General features: G+C 52.9%; 14 protein-coding genes. 6 read left to right on the top strand and 8 right to left on the bottom strand.

Going from position 1 to position 19,926, the window contains the following annotated elements:
• Positions 1-248: 248 nt before the first annotated feature.
• The 3 genes from ppc (at position 249) to ACHHZ7_RS17435 (ending at position 5,856) form a co-directional block, all read left to right on the top strand.
• On the top strand, positions 249-2,900 hold the full coding sequence (gene ppc, locus ACHHZ7_RS17445; RefSeq protein ID WP_008787055.1) for a phosphoenolpyruvate carboxylase: 2,652 nt from the start codon (positions 249-251) through the stop codon (positions 2,898-2,900).
• Positions 2,901-3,110: 210 nt separating this feature from the next.
• The gene (locus tag ACHHZ7_RS17440; RefSeq protein ID WP_008787054.1) at positions 3,111-4,844 is read left to right on the top strand and encodes a phosphoethanolamine transferase CptA; all 1,734 of its coding nucleotides are present in this window, start codon (positions 3,111-3,113) and stop codon (positions 4,842-4,844) included.
• A gap of 151 nt (positions 4,845-4,995) precedes the next feature.
• Positions 4,996-5,856, top strand: coding sequence for a helix-turn-helix transcriptional regulator (locus ACHHZ7_RS17435; protein WP_008787053.1), 861 nt, complete (start codon positions 4,996-4,998; stop codon positions 5,854-5,856).
• On the opposite strand, the gene ACHHZ7_RS17430 is transcribed toward ACHHZ7_RS17435, so the two are convergent.
• The 5 genes from ACHHZ7_RS17430 to ACHHZ7_RS17410 all read right to left on the bottom strand — a co-directional run bounded on the left by ACHHZ7_RS17430 (position 5,843) and on the right by ACHHZ7_RS17410 (position 10,858).
• A complete protein-coding gene (locus ACHHZ7_RS17430; RefSeq protein WP_008787052.1) occupies positions 5,843-6,199 on the bottom strand; it encodes a PTS fructose-like transporter subunit IIB in 357 nt (118 codons plus the stop codon). The genes ACHHZ7_RS17435 and ACHHZ7_RS17430 overlap by 14 nt on opposite strands.
• 1 nt (position 6,200) lies before the next feature.
• Entirely contained in the window at positions 6,201-7,079 is an 879-nt protein-coding gene (locus ACHHZ7_RS17425) for a [formate-C-acetyltransferase]-activating enzyme (protein WP_008787051.1), read from the bottom strand.
• The gene (locus tag ACHHZ7_RS17420) at positions 7,045-9,342 is read right to left on the bottom strand and encodes a formate C-acetyltransferase (RefSeq protein WP_048237074.1); all 2,298 of its coding nucleotides are present in this window, start codon (positions 9,340-9,342) and stop codon (positions 7,045-7,047) included. Before ACHHZ7_RS17420 ends, ACHHZ7_RS17425 begins: the two co-directional genes overlap by 35 nt.
• Before the next feature lie 101 nt (positions 9,343-9,443).
• Positions 9,444-9,764, bottom strand: a complete 321-nt coding sequence (locus ACHHZ7_RS17415; RefSeq protein WP_003825151.1) for a PTS fructose-like transporter subunit IIB — start codon at positions 9,762-9,764, stop codon at positions 9,444-9,446.
• A 14-nt stretch (positions 9,765-9,778) separates the two neighbouring features.
• Positions 9,779-10,858: a PTS fructose transporter subunit EIIC gene (locus tag ACHHZ7_RS17410; protein ID WP_003825153.1), complete on the bottom strand. Its 1,080-nt coding sequence runs from the start codon at positions 10,856-10,858 to the stop codon at positions 9,779-9,781.
• A gap of 308 nt (positions 10,859-11,166) precedes the next feature.
• On the opposite strand from ACHHZ7_RS17410, the gene ptsP reads away from it, so the two are divergent.
• Genes ptsP through ACHHZ7_RS17395 form a run of 3 tightly spaced genes read left to right on the top strand, consistent with a single transcriptional unit; the run spans position 11,167 to position 15,462 of the window.
• Positions 11,167-13,668 (top strand): phosphoenolpyruvate--protein phosphotransferase, encoded by a 2,502-nt coding sequence (ptsP, locus tag ACHHZ7_RS17405; RefSeq protein ID WP_048227754.1) that lies wholly within the window; start codon positions 11,167-11,169, stop codon positions 13,666-13,668.
• A gap of 15 nt (positions 13,669-13,683) precedes the next feature.
• Positions 13,684-14,346 carry a fructose-6-phosphate aldolase gene (gene fsa, locus ACHHZ7_RS17400; RefSeq protein WP_060683064.1) on the top strand — a complete coding sequence of 221 codons (663 nt, stop codon included), beginning with the start codon at positions 13,684-13,686 and terminating at the stop codon, positions 14,344-14,346.
• Positions 14,347-14,358: 12 nt separating this feature from the next.
• On the top strand, positions 14,359-15,462 hold the full coding sequence (locus ACHHZ7_RS17395; RefSeq protein WP_060683063.1) for a glycerol dehydrogenase: 1,104 nt from the start codon (positions 14,359-14,361) through the stop codon (positions 15,460-15,462).
• Positions 15,463-15,548: 86 nt separating this feature from the next.
• On the opposite strand, the gene katG is transcribed toward ACHHZ7_RS17395, so the two are convergent.
• From katG to ACHHZ7_RS17380, 3 genes are all read right to left on the bottom strand, one after another.
• Entirely contained in the window at positions 15,549-17,729 is a 2,181-nt protein-coding gene (gene katG, locus ACHHZ7_RS17390) for a catalase/peroxidase HPI (RefSeq protein WP_048215178.1), read from the bottom strand.
• Between the two features lie 168 nt (positions 17,730-17,897).
• On the bottom strand, positions 17,898-18,785 hold the full coding sequence (metF, locus tag ACHHZ7_RS17385; RefSeq protein WP_060683062.1) for a methylenetetrahydrofolate reductase: 888 nt from the start codon (positions 18,783-18,785) through the stop codon (positions 17,898-17,900).
• A gap of 157 nt (positions 18,786-18,942) precedes the next feature.
• Positions 18,943-19,851, bottom strand: coding sequence for a LysR family transcriptional regulator (locus ACHHZ7_RS17380; RefSeq protein ID WP_060683061.1), 909 nt, complete (start codon positions 19,849-19,851; stop codon positions 18,943-18,945).
• Positions 19,852-19,926: the final 75 nt, after the last annotated feature.

Below are 19,926 nucleotides of genomic sequence, written 5' to 3'. Positions count from 1 at the left end.
CTTTAGTGGTAAGCGAGGTGATTTTTTAACATTTCCATAAGCAACGCTTATTTGATTGGATGTGAATTAAATAACGTAAATTCACGGCATTTATTCGTTTGCTGAACCGATTTCGCAGCAATTGACGTCACGTGTTTTACGTGGCTTTATAAAAGACGGCTAAAAAGTTAAGTCCGCAAGATTTCGCGTGATAGTCAGGCGCGAAAGATACAGGACATATTCAAAATAGATGGGGTGTCTGGGTTAATATGAACGAACAATATTCCGCGTTGCGTAGTAATGTCAGTATGCTCGGCAAAGTGCTGGGAGAGACCATCAAGGATGCGCTGGGAGAGAACATTCTTGATCGCGTAGAAACAATTCGTAAGCTGTCCAAATCATCTCGCGCTGGCAATGAAGTTAATCGCCAGGAATTGCTCACCACACTGCAAAATCTGTCTAACGACGAGCTGCTGCCGGTTGCCCGCGCATTTAGCCAGTTCCTGAACCTGGCCAACACCGCCGAGCAATACCACAGCATTTCGCCAAAAGGCGAAGCAGCCAGCAACCCGGAAGTGATTGCTCGCACTCTGCGTAAACTGAAAGAGCAGCCCAACCTCAATGACGCCACCATCAAGAAAGCCGTAGAATCACTCTCTCTGGAGCTGGTACTCACCGCCCACCCAACCGAGATCACTCGTCGTACGCTGATCCATAAAATGGGTGAAGTGAACGCCTGCCTCAAGCAGCTTGATAACAAAGACCTCGTCGATTATGAACGCAACCAACTGATGCGCCGTCTGCGTCAGCTCATTGCCCAGTCCTGGCATACGGATGAGATCCGCAAGCTGCGCCCAAGCCCGGTTGATGAAGCCAAATGGGGTTTCGCGGTAGTTGAAAACAGCCTGTGGGAAGGTGTACCGAACTACCTGCGCGAGCTGAATGAACAACTGGAAGAGCATCTGGGTTATAAGCTGCCGGTTGATTTTGTCCCGGTTCGATTTACTTCCTGGATGGGCGGTGACCGTGATGGTAACCCGAACGTAACGGCAGATATCACCCGTCACGTGCTATTACTCAGCCGCTGGAAAGCGACAGACCTGTTCCTGAAAGACATCCAGTTTCTGATTTCTGAGCTGTCGATGGTGGATGCCACGCCGGAGCTGATGGCGCTGGTAGGCGAAGAAGGTGCAGCTGAACCTTATCGCTATCTGATGAAAACCCTGCGTTCTCGTCTGATGGCAACCCAGGCCTGGCTTGAAGCCCGTCTGAAAGGCGAGAAATTGCCGAAACCTGCGGGACTTCTCACCCAAAACGAACAGCTCTGGGACCCACTTTACGCGTGCTACCAGTCTCTGCAGTCCTGTGGCATGGGCATCATCGCCAATGGCGAATTGCTCGACACCCTTAGGCGCGTGAAGTGTTTCGGTGTGCCGCTGGTGCGTATTGATATTCGCCAGGAAAGCACCCGTCATACTGAAGCCCTGGGCGAACTGACCCGTTATCTGGGCATTGGCGACTACGAAAACTGGTCGGAAGCGGATAAACAGGCTTTCCTGATCCGCGAACTGAATTCCAAGCGTCCGCTCCTGCCGCGTAACTGGGAACCGAGCAACGACACCCGCGAAGTGCTCGACACCTGTCGGGTCATTGCCGAAGCCCCATATGGCTCCATTGCCGCCTATGTTATCTCGATGGCGAAAACTCCGTCGGATGTGCTGGCCGTGCATCTGCTGCTGAAAGAAGCCGGAATTGGTTTTGCTATGCCGGTCGCTCCGCTATTTGAAACGCTGGACGACCTCAACAATGCCGATGACGTCATGTCTCAACTTTTAAATATCGACTGGTACCGCGGCTTTATTCAGGGCAAACAGATGGTCATGATTGGCTACTCTGATTCCGCAAAAGACGCGGGCGTGATGGCGGCCTCTTGGGCGCAATACCAGGCTCAGGACGCGCTAATCAAAACCTGCGAAAAAGCCGGTATCGAACTGACGCTTTTCCACGGTCGCGGTGGTTCCATTGGTCGCGGCGGCGCGCCTGCACATGCGGCGCTACTCTCTCAACCGCCGGGCAGCCTGAAAGGCGGTCTGCGCGTGACAGAACAAGGGGAGATGATCCGCTTTAAATACGGCCTGCCGGAAGTGACCATCAGCAGCCTGTCGCTGTACACCGGAGCAATTCTGGAGGCCAACCTGTTACCACCGCCAGAACCGAAAGATAGCTGGCGTCATATCATGGATGAGCTTTCCGATATTTCCTGCGAGCTCTATCGTGGATATGTGCGTGAAAACAAAGACTTCGTCCCTTATTTCCGCTCGGCAACACCTGAGCAGGAACTGGGTAAACTCCCGCTCGGTTCACGTCCGGCAAAACGCCGTCCGACCGGCGGGGTAGAGTCTCTGCGCGCCATTCCGTGGATCTTCGCCTGGACGCAGAACCGCCTGATGCTCCCGGCCTGGCTGGGTGCAGGTACCGCGCTGCAAAAAGTGGTTGAAGACGGCAAGCAAAGCGAACTTGAAGCCATGTGCCGCGACTGGCCATTCTTCTCCACACGCCTTGGCATGCTGGAAATGGTTTTCGCGAAAGCAGACCTGTGGCTGGCAGAGTATTACGATCAGCGCCTGGTCAAAAAAGATCTGTGGCCGTTGGGTGCAGAGCTACGCCAACGCCTGGCAGCAGATATCGATGTCGTACTGGCGATTGCCAACGACTCACATTTGATGGCCGACCTGCCGTGGATTGCCGAGTCCATTCAGTTAAGAAATATTTATACTGACCCGCTAAACGTATTACAGGCAGAGCTGTTACACCGCTCACGCCTGGCGGAAGAGCAAGGCAATGCACCGGACCCACGCGTAGAACAAGCATTGATGGTCACAATCGCTGGTGTCGCCGCTGGTATGCGCAATACAGGCTAACGTCCCTCCCCCGTCGCCTTCGTGCTATTATTCGGAGGCGACGGCAAAAACCGCTGTTACAACCACTTCATTTTCAATATATTCCCCCTCGAATATATTCATCAAATGAATATAAAGATGGCAAAACACGATCCTAAGATCGTGATGCTTCAGTTCCTCTTAATGTTTAAGTGCTACTCTTGGCGCTACAATTAAAGACAGGCTTACATTATGCAATCCTTACACCCCCAGTCTAAACCTAAATTTAGCTGGAAAGCCCTGGGCTGGGCGCTCCTCTATTTTTGTTTTTTTTCCAGTTTACTCCAGGTCGTTATTCTCTTATCCGGCTATAGCGGAACTAATGGTTTACGCGACTCCTTGCTGTTCAGTTCGCTGTGGTTGATTCCGGTATTCTTATTTCCAAACCGTATCCGCGTTATTGCTGCCGTCATTGGCGTAATGCTATGGGCAGCCTCGCTGGCTGCTCTAAGCTATTACGTCATTTACGGACAAGAGTTCTCGCAAAGCGTTCTGTACGTAATGTTTGAAACCAATGCGAACGAAGCCAGCGAATATCTGAGCCAGTATTTCAGTCTGAAGATTGTCTTGATTGCGCTGGCCTATACAGCTGTGGCAATTCTGCTATGGACACGTCTGCGTCCTGTGCATATTCCATCGCCCTGGCGCTATCTGGTGTCGTTTGCACTGTTATACGGTTTGATTCTGCATCCGATGACGGTGAACACGTTTATCAAACATAAACCATTTGAAAAAACGTTGAATGGTCTCGCCTCACGCATGGAACCAGCTGCGCCATGGCAATTCATCTCTGGTTATTATCAGTATCGTCAGCAGTTGACCGCGCTGAACAGCCTGCTGAATGAGAACAATGCCCTGCCGCCGTTGGCCAACTTTAAAGACAGCTCAGGTGATGCACCGCGTACGCTGGTACTGGTGATTGGCGAATCAACGCAACGTGGCCGCATGAGCCTGTACGGTTACCCACGCGAAACAACGCCGGAACTGGATGCACTGCATAAATCCGATCCTAACTTCACCGTGTTCAATAATGTCGTGACCTCCCGTCCGTACACCATTGAAATCCTGCAGCAGGCGCTGACCTTTGCCAACGAGAAGAACCCGGATCTGTATCTGACTCAGCCGTCCCTGATGAACATGATGAAACAGGCAGGTTATAAAACCTTCTGGATCACCAATCAGCAGACGATGACCGCCCGCAACACCATGCTGACGGTGTTCTCTAAGCAGACGGATAAACAGTTCTATATGAACCAGCAGCGTACACAAAGTGCGCGCGAATATGACAGCAACGTGCTGGCACCGTTTAAAGAAGTACTGGCCGACCCTGCACCGAAAAAGTTCATCATCGTGCACCTGCTGGGAACGCATATTAAGTACAAATTCCGCTATCCGGATGGTCAGGGTAAGTTCGACAATAATGTCGACAATGTGCCCGCAGGCCTGAGTGACGATGAGCTGGAAGCCTACAACGATTACGACAGCGCGAATGTTTACAATGACCATATCATTGCCAGTCTGATCAAAGACTATAAAGCGACCGATCCGAACGGCTTCCTGCTGTACTTCTCCGATCATGGAGAAGAGGTATACGATACGCCGCCGCATAAAACGCAGGGTCGTAATGAAGACAACCCAACGCGCCATATGTATACGGTGCCGTTCCTGCTGTGGACCTCGGAAAAATGGCAGGCCGCACACCCGCGTGACTTCTCACAGGATGTGAATCGTAAATACAGCAGCTCAGAGCTTATCCACACCTGGTCTGATTTAGCGGGCTTCACCTATGATGGTTTCGATCCAACTCGTGCCATTACCAGCCCGCAGTTCAAAGAGACGACCCGCTGGATTGGCAACCCGTACAAAAAGAATGCCCTGATTGATTACGATACCCTGCCTTACGGCGATCAAATCGGTAATCAGTAACAGTCTGCCGGATGCGCTACGCTTATCCGGCCTACAGCTCGCAAAGACTTGTAGGCCGGATAAGGCATTAGCCGCCATCCGGCAATAATCACTTGAGGGCGATTGTTTTCAACGTTACTGTTTCCCTGTCTGCTGCCTGCAAGGGATTAACATGTATCACGACATCAGCCACCTGCTCTCTCGCCTGATCAACGGCCCCACACCGCTGCGGCAGATTTACTTTGCCAGCACCAGTAGCTCAACGCCGGAACTGGCGTATCAGGTCGATTTTCCCCGACTGGAGATTGTGCTGGAAGGTGAATTCACCGATAACGGTGTTGCTGGTGCATCCGCGACGTTACAGCCTTGCGATGCCTTGTTCGTTCCGGCTGGGGGCTGGAACTTTCCACAGTGGCTCACACCGGTGACCACACTCAGTATCTTATTTGGCAAACAGCAACTGGGATTTAGCATCGTTCAGTGGGACGGTAAGCAATATCAAAACCTTACCCGCCAGCACGTCGCGCGGCGTGGACCGCGTATTGGCTCATTCCTGCTGCAAACGCTCAATGAAATGCAGATGCAGCCGCAGGAGCAGCAAACCGCCAGGCTAATCGTTGCAAGCTTACTGAGCCACTGCCGCGATCTGCTCGGCAGCCAGATCCAAACCGCATCACGCAGCCAGGCGCTTTTCGAAGCCATTCGCAACTATATTGACGAACGCTACGCTTCACCGCTCACCCGAGAATCCGTCGCGCAGGCGTTCTACATCTCACCCAATTATCTTTCCCACCTTTTTCAAAAAACGGGCGCTATCGGTTTTAACGAATACCTGAACCACACGCGACTGGAACACGCAAAAACGCTGTTGAAGGGTTACGAATTGAAGATTAAAGAGGTGGCGCACATTTGTGGGTTTGTTGACAGCAACTACTTCTGCCGCCTGTTTCGCAAAAATACAGAACGTTCACCATCAGAATACCGTCGGCAATACCACAGCCAATTGACGGAGAAAGAAGCTAATCCAGAGTAAGATGTGTGTGCTGTGGCGCTGAAAGCAGCTTTCGCACGGCGCTCATCACCCGCTGCGGCTCACGCAGAAATGCGCTAATGCCCGACTGAACGTATCGGCTCTGCGTAAAACGCTCTGCTCCTGCCAGTTCAATATCAGTAATGAGCAACACCACATCAGCGCGGTTAATATCCTCTTCCGTCAGGCGATTTTCGGTACCCAGTGCCCCTTGAGTTTCGATCTTGATGCTCCATTTTTCCTGCTGGCAAAGTTTCTCCAGCCGCTCAGCTGCCATATAGGTATGGGCTACGCCGCTTACGCACGCGGTGACAGCAACCAGATATCGTACAGGTGCGATGGTCATACTATCCTCCTACTGTTACCTGAAATCCGGCGCATTCTGCCATCTTACGTATAATATCCACCTCTTGCGCTGTCGGTACGGGCACTTCTTTCATCAACCAGGGCAAACCGAGCAGGCTGTATTTGGGCTCGCCATATTGATGAAACGGTAGCAGGTGTACCTGTTTTATGCCTAGTGATGACAACATCGTCAACACATGCTGCGTGTTATCTGAATTCATCGTAAAGCCCGGAATCAGCGGCAGGCGAGGTATGACATTAACCCCTTCCTTCACCAATAGCCGTAAATTCGCCAGTACACGCGGTAGGTTCATGTTGATAACCTCACGAGCCAGATCTCCATCCATTATTTTGAGGTCGAACAACACCTCATCACACTCTTTTGCCAGCGATAACAAGCGACCGGCCGGCGCATCGCCAGCCGTTTCAATTGCACAGCGCACATCCCAGCGCCGCAGACGTTGCAGGAACCGTGTGGCAAAGGGCGCTTGCATCAGCACTTCACCGCCGGAAAGCGTTACCCCCCCACCAGAAGAGCGAAAGAAAATATCATCTTTCATCACTTCACGTTCCAGATCGTCCAGCGTGATATCACGACCAATACGTTCAAATGCCCCAGAGGGACACTCGTCGGCATCACGCAGACAGGGTGTACAGTGCAGACATTTACTCTCCCGCCGTACCGTTTCAATACGTGGTGAGAGTGATTCCGGGTTAGCACACCAAGGGCAGGTATGCGGACAGCCTTTAAAAAAGACGACCGTACGAATACCCTGCCCATCATTCAGTGAGTAACGCTGAATGTTGAATATACGCGCGACGTCCTCGCCTCGTGGGTCAATTACCTCACAGTTGATGCGCGGTGCGGCGAATGATGTCATCCTGGATCTCCTTCGACAACTCGACAAAGAAGGCGCTGTAACCCGCCACACGCACCACCAGCCCGGTGAAATCCTGCGGGCGCTGCTGCGCTTCGCGCAATGTGTCGGCATTCACCACGTTAAACTGGATATGCTGGAGTTTGAGCTGGGTAAATGCCCGCAGAAAATCCGCCAGCTTGCGTAAACCGGCCTCACCTTCCAGTGTGGCTGGCGTAAACTTCACGTTCAGCAACGTCCCATTGGAAAGCAGTGTGTTATCCAGCTTGCTGACCGACTTCAATACCGCCGTCGGTCCTTGCATATCCTGTCCCAGCATCGGCGACAGCCCCCCATCTGCCAGTTGCTCCCCGGCGAAGCGGCCATCCGGTGTTGCCCCAACGACCGAACCCAGCGGCACGTGCGCAGAGACGGTATACGAACCCGGCGTAAATTGCCCGCCGCGCGGATTCTGGTATTTTTCTACCTCTTTGCAGTAATGACGTAGCAGTTCGGCGCTGATGTTATCTACATCATCGATATCGTTGCCGTATTTTTCGAAGCGATTGATCAGCCTGGCGCGAACTTTCTCGCCTTCCGGGGTAGCAAAGTTATCTTTTAGCACCGACAAAAGTTCATCAAAAGATAAGCGCTGTTGTTCGAATACCAGCCCATTGAGCGCATGCAGCGAATCGCTCAGGTTTGCAATACCGATCCCCTGTACGCCGGAGAAGTTATAACGCGCGCCGCCGTCGGTAATATCGCACCCTTTATCCAGACAGTCGCTAATAAACGAGGAGAGCAGCGGCACCGGTGCCCAGTCGCGGTGACCGATATCGCAGATATTACTGCCCTCCACCATCAACGTGATGTAGTGGCTGATTTTGGCACGAATATGCGCCAGGAGATCGTCGTACGTCAGAGTGCGGTTGCCTTCGTTCTCATGCAGACAAATTTCCATCACTTTCAGCAGATTAAACATAGCGATATCGTGCAAACCGTATGTTCTGCCTGGAATAGACAGCTCGACACAGCCTACTACCGCGTAATCCCGCGCATCTTCCAGAGAAACACCGCGATTCAGAAACGCGGGCACCACCACTTCATCGTTAAAGATTTGCGGGATGCCGGTACCAAGACGAATGGTCTGTGCTGTTTTCATCAGGAACGGTGTATCGATCAACGCATTCGTGCGCACACCGAGGTTTGGTTGTGGTAGCTGTACGTTCTGATACGCATCAAGACAGAGGAAAGACAATACATTTACCGCACTACGACCATTCTCCGTCAATCCCCCCAGTAGCGCGGTGTAGCCTGTTGGGAAGCCAGCGAAATAGCGCGCACTACTGGTGGATCGCAGCAGTACGATGTCATTACATTTCACCCACAGGGATTCGAGGATCTCTTGTAAGAATGCTGGGTCTTCCCCCTGCGTCAGCGAAGCCTGATAAAACGGCAGCATATACTGGTCGAAGCGTCCGAGTGAAAGAGAACTGGCGTTGGATTCATATTGCAAAATAATGTTCATGTACCAGAACAGCTGACATGCCTGCCAGAAGGTTTGCGGCTTGCTTTGGGCGTTATGCCGAGAGTTTTCAGCAATCGTCAGTAATTCCTGGCGTCGCTGCGCATCCGGGCAGCTTTCCGCCATCTTCTCTGCCAACATAGCGTAACGCAGAATATGTTTTTGCGAAGCCTCAAGCAGTAGCAGCGCAGCCTGATAAAAGTGATTCTCCGGCTGCTGCAGACAATGCGCTCGCATCTGCGCTACCAGTTCGCCAAGCCCATGATTCAACAGGCGTGGATAATCAATAATGATATGTCCCTGACCTTTGTCAGTCTGGTTAATGCTAAAAATCTGGGTACTGACGGCGGCTTTAACCTCATCGGTCATCTGACCGTTGATGAAATCTTTCATCGACCGCTTTTCCCAGTACGGATACAGCACATCGCGATAGAGATGTTTATCCTCTTCGCTGATGTCAAAACGGTCCTGCGGACGGGTTGGAAACTGCTCCAGCTCTTTAAGCAGCCAGTAAGGATCCATTTCCGGTGACATAATGCCCGCACGCGGTTTAACAGTACGGTTTCCGGCAATCAGTTCCTCATCACGAATCGAAATCTCAACGTGCTCAAGAATATATGCGGTGGCTTTCGCCCGACGTAGAATAACCGGCTCTCCCTCCGTCTGCTGGTGGCTGGCGGTATATAACAGCGCACGCTCAAGCGAAATTTCACGGTTGTTCTGAAACAGAGCGGTTTTTAAACGTTGGATACGGTTCGTCATGAGGAACTCCTGCGGGAATAGTTGCCTGATGGCGCTACGCTTATCAGGCCTACGCATCTGTAGGCCGGATAAGGCGAAGCCGCCATCCGGCAAACAAACGGTTAAGCGGTTTGCGCCAGATGCGCGCCAATCTTGTTCATGATGGCGTCGGCACGTTTCACTGCATCGCTGATGTTGACGCGAACGATAGTTTTGCCCGCAAAACGTTCTTCAAATTTAATACCAATGTCCTTGGTCAGAATGACCATGTCGGCTTCCGCCACATCCGCCGCGGTCAGTTCGTTTTCCAGACCGATCGAACCCTGAGTCTCAACCTTTACTTGCCAACCTTTAGCTTTAGCGGCGCTTTCCAGCGCTTCGGCAGCCATATAGGTGTGGGCAACGCCAGAAGGACATGCGGTTACTGCGATAATCTTGGTCATGACTCATTCCTCACTTAATTCATTTCAAAATCTAAATCCAGGTCATCTTCTTTCTGATCGACCTGAGACACTTTTTTCCGCGCCAGACTTTTCAGTACGTTAACGCACACGGCGGTCACTACAGCACCAACGGCAACCGCCGCGATATAACCCAGTTTTCCTTCCACTACAGGCAGAACAATCAGCCCGCCCCAGCCGGCATAACACTGCGCACCAAACAGGGCGGCAGTTACCGTGCCACAGGCGGAACCCACCATAATCGATGGAATGACACGCAGCGGATCGGCTGCAGCAAACGGAATCGCGCCTTCCGTTACGCCAACGCAGCCCATTACCAGCGCAGCTTTACCGGCTTCGCGTTCTTCAGAAGAGAAATTCTTACGACCAATCAGCGTCGCTAAACCTAAACCCAGCGGCGGCACGCAGATCCCTACTGCGGCGATTGCCACGACGGTATAAACCCCCTGCGCCACGCAAATCAGCATGAAGGCATAGGCAACTTTGTTAATTGGCCCTCCCATATCGAAGGCCAACATCAGTCCCATAATTACCGCCAGCAGCACAATGCTGCCCTGCTGCATACCCTGCAGCCACTCAGTCAGGCTAGTGGTTAACGCGCCAACAGGCTCCCCCAGCCCCCACATCATGATGCCTGCGGTGATAAAAGTGCCGACGATGGGAATAACGAAGATAGGCATTACCGAACGCAACACCTTATGTACGGGGATCTTCTTCAGATAATGGACAACGATACCGCCAATAATCCCAGCAATTAATGCGCCAAAGAAACCTGCACCGAAGCTGTTTCCCACCCATGCGCCAATCGCACAAGGGGCCAGAGCAGAACGTTCAGCGATGGAATAGCCGATATAAGCAGCAAGAAATGGCACCATCAAAGTCAACCCGGCGACGCCAATATCAAACAGCTTTTTAAGATTAGGATCGGTCGCAGCATCCGGTACCGCGCCTTTGCCATACAGCATGACGGAGACAGCCAGCAAAATACCGCCCGCTACGACGAAGGGGATCATATGCGAAACACCGGTCATCAGGTGCTGACGAGTATTTTTCAGGATTTGTACCAACTCTTTCATAAGTCGCTCCCGGGCTGCCTAAAGCCCATATCCATAAACTTGTTGCGGAAAACAATAGGCAATCTGACGCGACGCAAACAGTGGATAAAAAGGCCATTTGCTGGACTTTTGTAATGTCAGTACAAAAATGCGATCCGCCTCATAACTTGCAGTTTCTCGGAATTTATAGTGGATACGCTGACTTGTGAGGGATGTCTCACTTTGATAGTTACATTACATTTATCCAGTTTTTGGCAGATTTGTCACATGGCAGGCTCAGGCGTTGCCCTTTTATCCTGTAGCGAGAAATCGTTATGGGAGATGAGGCTATGGCCCTGATTGTGGAATTTACCTGTGAGCTACCCAATGGCGTACATGCACGCCCGGCAAGCCACATAGAAACGCAGTGCAACACCTTTACCTCACACATTGAGTGGCACAACCTGCGTACCGAACGTAAGGGCAACGCTAAGAGCGCACTATCGTTGATTGGCACCGATACTCTGGCGGGTGATAGCTGCCAGTTGCTGATTTCCGGTACAGATGAACAGGCAGCCCACCAGCATCTGAGCCAATGGTTACGAAATGAATTTCCGCACTGCGATGCACCGCTAGCGGAAGCCAAAAACAACGAGCTGGAGCCACTTCCGGCATCGCTCACCCATTTAAATCCACAGCTTTTCCGCGCTCGCACCGTCTGCAGCGGCAGCGCAGGAGGCGTTCTGAGTCTGCTTTCTTCGCTGGATCTTAACGCGCTCAGTAACCTTCCATCCGCTCAAGATATTGAAACCGAGCAAGCGGCACTGGATAACGGTTTAACGCTGTTGATGAAAAATATTGAGTTTCGATTACTCGACAGCGACGGCGCTACCAGTGCGATTCTGGAAGCACACCGCTCGCTGGCAAGCGACCTCTCACTGCGCCAGCACCTGCTCGCTGGCGTATCACGCGGGTTAAGCTGCGCCCAGGCGGTTGTCGAAAGTGCCGGACATTTTTGTGATGAATTCGCCCGTTCAAGCAGCAGTTATTTACAGGAGCGTGCACTGGATGTACGCGATGTTTGCTTCCAGCTTCTGCAGCAAATTTATGGGGAACAGCGCTTCCCTGCACCGGGAAAACTGACCCAGCCTACGGTTTGCATGGCGGATGAGCTAACACCGAGCCAGTTCCTCGAACTGGACAAAACATTGCTGAAAGGCTTGCTGTTAAAAAGCGGTGGTACTACATCACACACGGTGATTCTCGCCCGGTCATTCAACATCCCTACGCTGGTTGGCGTAGATATTGAATCTTTGATGCCATGGCTACAGCAAACGGTTTATATCGATGGTAACGCAGGAGCAGTCGTCGTTGCCCCTGATGAATCCATCGTACGTTATTATCAGCAAGAAGCCCGTATCCAGGATGCCATTCGGGAACAGCAACGTATCTGGCTGACCCAGGAGGCACGCACGGCTGATGGCATCCGTATGGAAGTCGCCGCCAACATCGCCCACTCCGTGGAAGCACAAGCAGCCTTTAGTAACGGTGCGGAAGCGGTTGGCCTGTTCCGTACGGAAATGCTGTATATGGACCGTACCTGCGCCCCGGATGAGAACGAGCTATACAACATTTTCTGCCAGGCGCTGGAACCCGCAAAGGGACGCAGCATTATTGTACGCACCATGGATATCGGCGGTGATAAACCCGTTGATTATCTGAATATTCCTGCTGAGACCAACCCATTTCTCGGTTATCGCGCGGTGCGTATTTATGAAGAATATGCCACGTTGTTTACTACGCAACTGCGATCGATCCTGCGCGCCTCAGCGCACGGTAGCCTGAAAATCATGATCCCAATGATCTCCTCGATGGAAGAGATCCTGTGGGTCAAAGAGAAACTGGCAGAAGCCAAGCAGCAACTGCGAAGTGAACACATTCCGTTTGATGAGAAGATCCAGCTCGGTATTATGCTGGAGGTTCCGTCTGTGATGTTCATCATTGACCAATGCTGTGAAGAGATTGATTTCTTTAGTATTGGCAGCAATGACCTGACGCAATACCTGCTGGCGGTCGACCGCGACAACGCCAAAGTTACCCGCCACTACAACAGCCTGAATCCGGCCTTCCTGCGCGCGCTGGATTACGCCGTGCAGGCAGTACATCGGCAAGGGAAATGGATTGGCCTGTGTGGCGAACTGGGTGCCAAAGGTTCGGTGCTGCCATTGCTGGTGGGACTGGGTCTGGACGAAATCAGTATGAGCGCTCCCTCCATTCCCGCCGCCAAAGCGCGGATGGCGCAACTCGACAGCCGTGCCTGCCGTCAATTGCTGAATCAAGCGATGGCTTGTCGAACCTCGCTGGAGGTCGAACATCTGCTGGCCCAGTTCCGCATGACCCAACAGGATACGCCTCTGGTTACCGCCGAATGCATCACACTGGACAGCGACTGGCGCAGTAAAGAAGAGGTCATCAAAGGGATGACCGACAACCTCCTGCTGGCAGGCCGTTGTCGCTATCCACGTAAGCTGGAAGCAGACCTGTGGGCACGCGAAGCCGTCTTCTCTACCGGATTAGGTTTTAGCTTCGCCATTCCACACAGCAAATCCGAACATATTGAGCAGTCCACCATCAGCGTAGCGCGCCTGCAAGCGCCGGTACGTTGGGGTGATGATGATGCACAGTTCATTATTATGCTGACGCTCAACAAACATGCCGCTGGCGATCAGCATATGCGTATTTTCTCGCGTCTGGCGCGCCGCATTATGCATGAAGAATTCCGTAACGCGCTGGTTAGCGCCGCCTCAGCCGACGCTATCGCCAGCCTGTTGCAACATGAACTTGAACTTTAAAGAGGATGTTTTTGTATGGAACTTTACCTTGATACCGCCAACGTCGCAGAAGTTGAACGTCTGGCACGCATCTTCCCTATCGCGGGTGTTACCACCAACCCAAGCATTGTGGCGGCAAGCAAAGAATCTATCTGGGATGTACTGCCACGCCTGCAAAACGCCATCGGCGAAGAGGGTATTTTGTTTGCCCAAACCATGAGCCGCGAGGCGCAGGGCATGGTGGAAGAAGCCAAACGCCTGAGCAATGCAGTGCCCGGTCTGGTATTGAAAATCCCGGTGACATCCGAAGGTCTGGCCGCGATTAAGATGCTGAAAAAAGAGGGTATCACCACGCTGGGAACCGCCGTTTACAGTGCTTCTCAGGGGCTACTGGCTGCGCTGGCAGGAGCCAAATATATCGCGCCTTACGTTAACCGTATCGACGCACAGGGCGGCGACGGGATTCGCACAGTACAAGAACTGCAAACGTTACTGGAGCTGCATGCGCCAAACAGCATGGTACTGGCAGCCAGCTTTAAAACCCCGCGTCAGGCGCTGGATTGCTTACTGGCAGGATGTGAAGCTATCACCCTGCCATTAGACGTAGCGCAACAAATGCTCAATACCCCTGCGGTAGAGTCAGCAATAGAGAAGTTTGAGCAGGACTGGAACAACGCATTTGGTCACATCAACCTGTGAGGGAAATAAAGTATGGATCGCATTATTCAATCACCTGGTAAGTATATCCAGGGTGCCGATGTTATTACCCGTCTTGGTAGCTACCTCAAACCACTGGCAGAACGCTGGCTGGTCGTTGGGGACAAGTTTGTCTTAGGCTTTGCCCAGGGCGCACTGGAAAAAAGCTTCCAGGATGCCGGACTGGCGCTGGAAATTGCACCGTTTGGCGGCGAATGTTCACAAAACGAAATCGACCGTCTGCGCGGCGTAGCGGAAAAAGCGCAGTGTGGCGCAGTACTTGGTATTGGCGGCGGTAAAACGCTGGATACCGCCAAAGCGCTGGCGCACTTTATGGGCGTGCCTGTCGCCATTGCCCCAACCATCGCCTCTACCGATGCGCCGTGCAGCGCGCTGTCCGTCATTTACACCGATGCCGGTGAATTCGATCGCTATCTGCTGCTGCCCAACAACCCGGACAGGGTCATTGTGGATACCAAAATTGTCGCGGGCGCACCGGCGCGTCTGTTAGCTGCGGGTATTGGCGATGCGCTGGCAACCTGGTTCGAAGCGCGTGCCTGTTCACGCAGCGGCGCAACCACCATGGCGGGCGGTCAGTGTACTCAGGCGGCGCTGGCGCTGGCAGAGCTGTGCTTTAATACGCTGATCGAAGAAGGCGAAAAAGCGATGCTGGCAGCCGAGCAGCACGTGGTGACACCAGCACTGGAACGTGTTATTGAAGCCAACACCTATCTGAGTGGCGTCGGTTTTGAAAGCGGTGGTCTGGCAGCGGCTCACGCCATTCATAATGGTCTGACCGCAATCCCGGATGCGCATCACTACTATCACGGCGAGAAAGTGGCGTTTGGTACGCTGACGCAGCTGGTGCTGGAAAACGCACCGGTCGATGAAATTGAAACCGTTGCCGCGCTGTGCCATTCCGTTGGCCTGCCGATTACCCTGGCGCAACTGGACATCAAACAGGATATTCAGGCGAAAATGCGCATTGTGGCTGAGGCAGCCTGTGCAGAAGGCGAAACCATCCACAACATGCCTGGCGGCGCAACGCCGGACCAGGTGTATGCCGCCCTGCTGGTGGCTGATCAGTACGGTCAACGTTACCTGCAAGAGTGGGAATAACCTGCAAACAGAAAATCCCCGCAATCGCGGGGATTTTTTTATTCATACTATGCCGGATACCTGCAAGCGACATCCGGCATTAGCTGTTACAGCAGATCGAAACGATCCAGGTTCATCACTTTCACCCATGCGGCAACGAAATCTCTCACGAACTTCTCGTGAGCATCGCTGCAGGCATAAACTTCAGCCACTGCGCGCAGTACGGAGTTAGAACCGAACACCAGATCGGCGCGGGTTGCCGTGTATTTTACTTCGCCGCTCAGACGGTCACGACCTTCAAACAGCTCTTTTGACTCATCAACCGCCTTCCACTCATGGCGCATATCCAGCAGATTGACGAAGAAGTCAGTGCTGAGCACGCCAGGACGATCGGTAAAGACGCCATGCTGGCTGCCGTCGAAGTTGGTGCCCAGTACGCGCATACCGCCCACCAGCACGGTCATTTCCGGTGCGGTCAGCGTCAGCTGCTGTGCTTTATCAATCAGCAGCGACTCGGTGGTCGATACGTCAGGACGAGCGCGGTAGTTACGGAAACCATCGGCAATCGGCTCAAGCAGTTCAAACATCTCAATATCCGTTTGGTCCTGACGCGCATCCACGCGGCCCGGCGCAAAAGGTACTTTAATGCTGACACCCGCAGCGCTAGCCGCCTGCTCTATACCGACAACACCGGCCAGCACGATAATATCGGCTAACGAAGCGGTATGGGCTGACTTATAAATGCCTTCCAGCACAGGCAGTACGCGTGCCGCGGTAGCATTCACATCCCAGCCACGCTGTGGGTCCAGCGCCAGACGCGCACCGTTAGCGCCGCCACGTTTATCCCCACCGCGGAACGTTGATGCCGAAGCCCACGCTACCGATACCAGTTCGCCCACGGACAACCCGGAAGCGGCAATGGTCGCCTTCAGTTTCAGGATATCTTCTTCGCTTGGGTTAAAGAACGCATGCGGCAGCGGGTCTTGCCAAATCAGATCTTCTTTTGGCACTTCCGGTCCGATGTAACGTGCTTTTGGCCCCATATCACGGTGCGTCAGCTTAAACCATGCGCGGGCAAATGCTTCGTTGAAGGCCTGCGGATCGTTCAGGAAACGACGGGAGATCTTCTCGAACTCCGGATCGAAACGCAGCGTCAGGTCGGTAACCAACATTGTTGGCTTACGTTTTTTCGACGGATCGAACGGATCGGGGATAATTTCCGGTGCGTCAACCGCTTCAAATTGAATCGCACCTGCCGGACTGCGGGTTTGTACCCATTCATATTTGAACAGGTTCTCGAAGAAATAGTTGCTCCATTGGGTCGGCGTCTGCGTCCAGACCACTTCCAGACCGGAAGTAATTGCGTCTGCACCCGCGCCGCTGCCGTAGCTGCTGGCCCAGCCCAGGCCCTGCGCTTCAATTGGTGCGGATTCTGGATCGGCGCCTACGTGCGAAGCCGGTGCTGCACCATGGGTTTTACCCAACGTATGACCGCCGCCAATCAGCGCTACGGTTTCTTCGTCGTTCATACCCATGTTACCGAAGGTCGCGCGAATAGCCGCGGCCGCAGAGAGCGGTTCGCCGCTATGGTCCGGCCCTTCCGGGTTCACATAGATAAGGCCCATTTCGGTTGCGCCCAGCGGCGCTTTTGCCAGTTCTTCCGGATGACGGTGGGTCAGCCAGGCTTTTTCATCACCCCAGTTTACGTCGAGATCCGGTTCCCAGACGTCTTCACGACCGGCACCGAAGCCGAAAGTGCGGAAGCCTGAGTTTTCCAGCGCCACGTTACCCGCAAGGATAAACAGGTCGGCCCAGGAAATTTTCTGGCCATATTTCTGCTTGATTGGCCAAAGCAGACGACGCGCTTTATCCAGGCTGACGTTGTCCGGCCAGGAGTTCAGTGGTGCAAAACGCTGCTGTCCGCGACCCGCGCCACCGCGTCCATCGATGGAGCGATAGGTCCCTGCACCGTGCCATGCCATGCGGATAAATAATCCGGCATAGGTTCCCCAGTCAGCGGGCCACCACGGTTGAGATTCGGACAGAAGGGCTCTGAGATCCCCTTTCAGGGCAGAATAGTCGAGTTTGCTAAACTCTTTACGGTAGTCGAAGTCCTCACCCAGCGGGTTAGAACGGTTGGAATGTTGGTTTAAAAGATCTACACGGAGTTGATTGGGCCACCAGTCGCGGTTGTTCGTTCCTGCTCCCGCACTCTGATCGTGACCGCCCTGATGAAAAGGACACTTACCGGCAGTTGATGCGTTTTGGCTATCGTCGGACATGCTCATCTATATGCTCCCTTTACAGTGTTCTGACTACGATATACACCACCAGAGATAAGATATAGTCGAAAAAACCCACAGATTCGATAGCTAATTCCTTTTATATTTAAAGTTACAGAGATGTAGATCAAAATGATCAATAAAAAGCCCTCCGTAGAGGGCTGGGGCATCTGTTTAATTCGGTCTTACACCCAGTGTGTGACAAATAGCGTAGCTCATCTCGGCACGGTTAAGGGTATAGAAGTGAAAATCTTTCACCCCTTCGCGACTGAGGATTTTCACCATGTCCATAGCGATGTTTGCACCTACCAGCTTGCGGGTTTCCGCATCATCATCCAGACCATCAAACATGGTCGACATCCAGGAAGGGATACGAACATTGGTCATATCGGCAAATTTTTTCGCCTGTTTAAAGTTGGAGACTGGCAGGATACCCGGAATAATTTCCACATCGATTCCCGCAGACACGCAGCGATCGCGAAAGCGCAGATAGCTTTCCACATCGAAGAAAAACTGAGTAATGGCGCGGTTTGCACCGGCATCAACCTTACGCTTCAGGTTCAGCAAATCGGCCTGAGCGCTCTTCGCTTCTGGGTGTACTTCCGGATAAGCCGCAACGGAGATATCAAAGTCCGCAACGTCTTTCAGCAGAGCCACCAGGTCAGAGGCATACATATCCGGTTTACCGCTTCCCGGCGGCAAGTCACCGCGCAGAGCAACAATATGACGAATACCGTTATTCCAGTAGTCCTGAGCAATGGTCCGCAGCTCATCGCGGGTAGCATCAATACAGGTCAGGTGCGGAGCCGCTTCAAGGCCAGTGCGATCCTTAATGCCTTTAATAATGCTGTGCGTACGGTCGCGCTCACCAGAGTTTGCACCATAGGTGACTGAAACAAACTTCGGCTTCAGGCTGCTCAGGCGATCGATGGAGTTCCACAGGGTTTGCTCCATTTCACTGGTGCGCGGCGGGAAAAACTCAAACGAAACGTTAATCTGACCCTGTACTTCCGCCAGGCTCTGATTCAGGGCTTCCCGCTGGTTGGCGTGAAAAAAGCTCATACCTTACCTCATCAATCTTTTGTCGTTATATGTTGTGTTGTGAACTGCTATACGTTTAGACGTCTAGATGTAAAAATGACGGAAAAGCATGCTGGCGTCAACACAAAAATCATCGTTAAAGGTGAGGAATACTCAGCCAACGTGAAAAAAATTCACATCAGCCTGAAATGATGAGGGATTGCGTCACGACCGTCTGCAGCCACGCTAATTTTGTTACGTTCTCAGGCAGCATCAGCAACCCCATGCTAATACGCAACTCGGTATCGGTAAGAGGAAGGAATATCACGCCCTGACGCTGGATCGCGGAAAAGGAGGCCGGAATCAGGCTCAGGCCGTCACCCTGCGCGATCCGCGCCAGCAGCACGTCATGTTCCAGCGGCTCTTCAATACAGGCAGGCGAGTAACCCGCACGACGAAAAATGTGTCGGGTGTAATCAAAGAAGGCAGGGTTACGTTCGCGTTTGAACCAGAACAGCGGTCGGTGGCTCAGCGCGGTTAATGAGAGTGACGACAGTGCCGCTTCTGCCCACTGCGCGGGTAAGGCGGCAATCATCGATTCTTGCCAGCCAAGCGGCGTGACGCTAAGCCCCGAAGTTTCAAGCGGTAGTGCCACCAGAGCGGCATCCAGTTTGCCCCGACGCACCTGGCGCGCCAGTTCAGGCGAACCATGCCGGACAATATGTAGCTTCTGTATGCGCATATTAAGCCGGGACTCAAGCGCCGTAAAGACACCCTGCTCAAACGCCGTACTTAGCCCTAAGCGCAGAGATTGCTCCCCCGTTTTCACTAACTGACCCAGCGCCGCCCAGGTTTTATCCTGTAGCGCCAATAGCGGGCGTACGATTTCAAGTACGCGTTGGCCATCCTCCGTCAGCGTAAGCCCACGGGTATGACGGACAAAAAGCGTCACTCCCAGGCGTTCTTCAAGCTGGCGAATGTGGCGACTCAGCGGCGGCTGCGACATAAACAAGCGCTGCGCCGCCCGGCTCATATTGTTCTCTTCCGCTACTACGGAAAAGTAACGCAGCAGGCGAATGTCCAGAGAGTGCAAAGACGATGTTGTCATACCGAAAAGGTATCACGGAAACGGTATTATCCCAATCATTCCGCACGCCCTATCCTCACACTACAAACCACACGA

Origin of the sequence: Citrobacter freundii complex sp. 2024EL-00216, assembly GCF_043945515.1 — a bacterium.
GTDB lineage: Bacteria > Pseudomonadota > Gammaproteobacteria > Enterobacterales > Enterobacteriaceae > Citrobacter > Citrobacter portucalensis.
The sequence above is the reverse complement of the archived record's forward strand: the minus strand, read 5'-3'. Positions and strand labels throughout refer to the sequence as shown.

What these genes read in the sequence shown, in the direction of transcription:
- ppc (WP_008787055.1), top strand. Translation starts at nt 249, where the DNA reads ATGAACGAACAATATTCCGCGTTGCGTAGTAATGTCAGTATGCTCGGC.
- ACHHZ7_RS17440 (WP_008787054.1), top strand. Translation starts at nt 3,111, where the DNA reads ATGCAATCCTTACACCCCCAGTCTAAACCTAAATTTAGCTGGAAAGCC.
- ACHHZ7_RS17420 (WP_048237074.1), bottom strand. Translation starts at nt 9,342, where the DNA reads ATGACGAACCGTATCCAACGTTTAAAAACCGCTCTGTTTCAGAACAAC.
- ACHHZ7_RS17395 (WP_060683063.1), top strand. Translation starts at nt 14,359, where the DNA reads ATGGATCGCATTATTCAATCACCTGGTAAGTATATCCAGGGTGCCGAT.
- ACHHZ7_RS17415 (WP_003825151.1), bottom strand. Translation starts at nt 9,764, where the DNA reads ATGACCAAGATTATCGCAGTAACCGCATGTCCTTCTGGCGTTGCCCAC.
- ACHHZ7_RS17425 (WP_008787051.1), bottom strand. Translation starts at nt 7,079, where the DNA reads ATGACATCATTCGCCGCACCGCGCATCAACTGTGAGGTAATTGACCCA.
- ACHHZ7_RS17380 (WP_060683061.1), bottom strand. Translation starts at nt 19,851, where the DNA reads ATGACAACATCGTCTTTGCACTCTCTGGACATTCGCCTGCTGCGTTAC.
- metF (WP_060683062.1), bottom strand. Translation starts at nt 18,785, where the DNA reads ATGAGCTTTTTTCACGCCAACCAGCGGGAAGCCCTGAATCAGAGCCTG.
- fsa (WP_060683064.1), top strand. Translation starts at nt 13,684, where the DNA reads ATGGAACTTTACCTTGATACCGCCAACGTCGCAGAAGTTGAACGTCTG.
- ptsP (WP_048227754.1), top strand. Translation starts at nt 11,167, where the DNA reads ATGGCCCTGATTGTGGAATTTACCTGTGAGCTACCCAATGGCGTACAT.
- ACHHZ7_RS17435 (WP_008787053.1), top strand. Translation starts at nt 4,996, where the DNA reads ATGTATCACGACATCAGCCACCTGCTCTCTCGCCTGATCAACGGCCCC.
- katG (WP_048215178.1), bottom strand. Translation starts at nt 17,729, where the DNA reads ATGAGCATGTCCGACGATAGCCAAAACGCATCAACTGCCGGTAAGTGT.
- ACHHZ7_RS17410 (WP_003825153.1), bottom strand. Translation starts at nt 10,858, where the DNA reads ATGAAAGAGTTGGTACAAATCCTGAAAAATACTCGTCAGCACCTGATG.
- ACHHZ7_RS17430 (WP_008787052.1), bottom strand. Translation starts at nt 6,199, where the DNA reads ATGACCATCGCACCTGTACGATATCTGGTTGCTGTCACCGCGTGCGTA.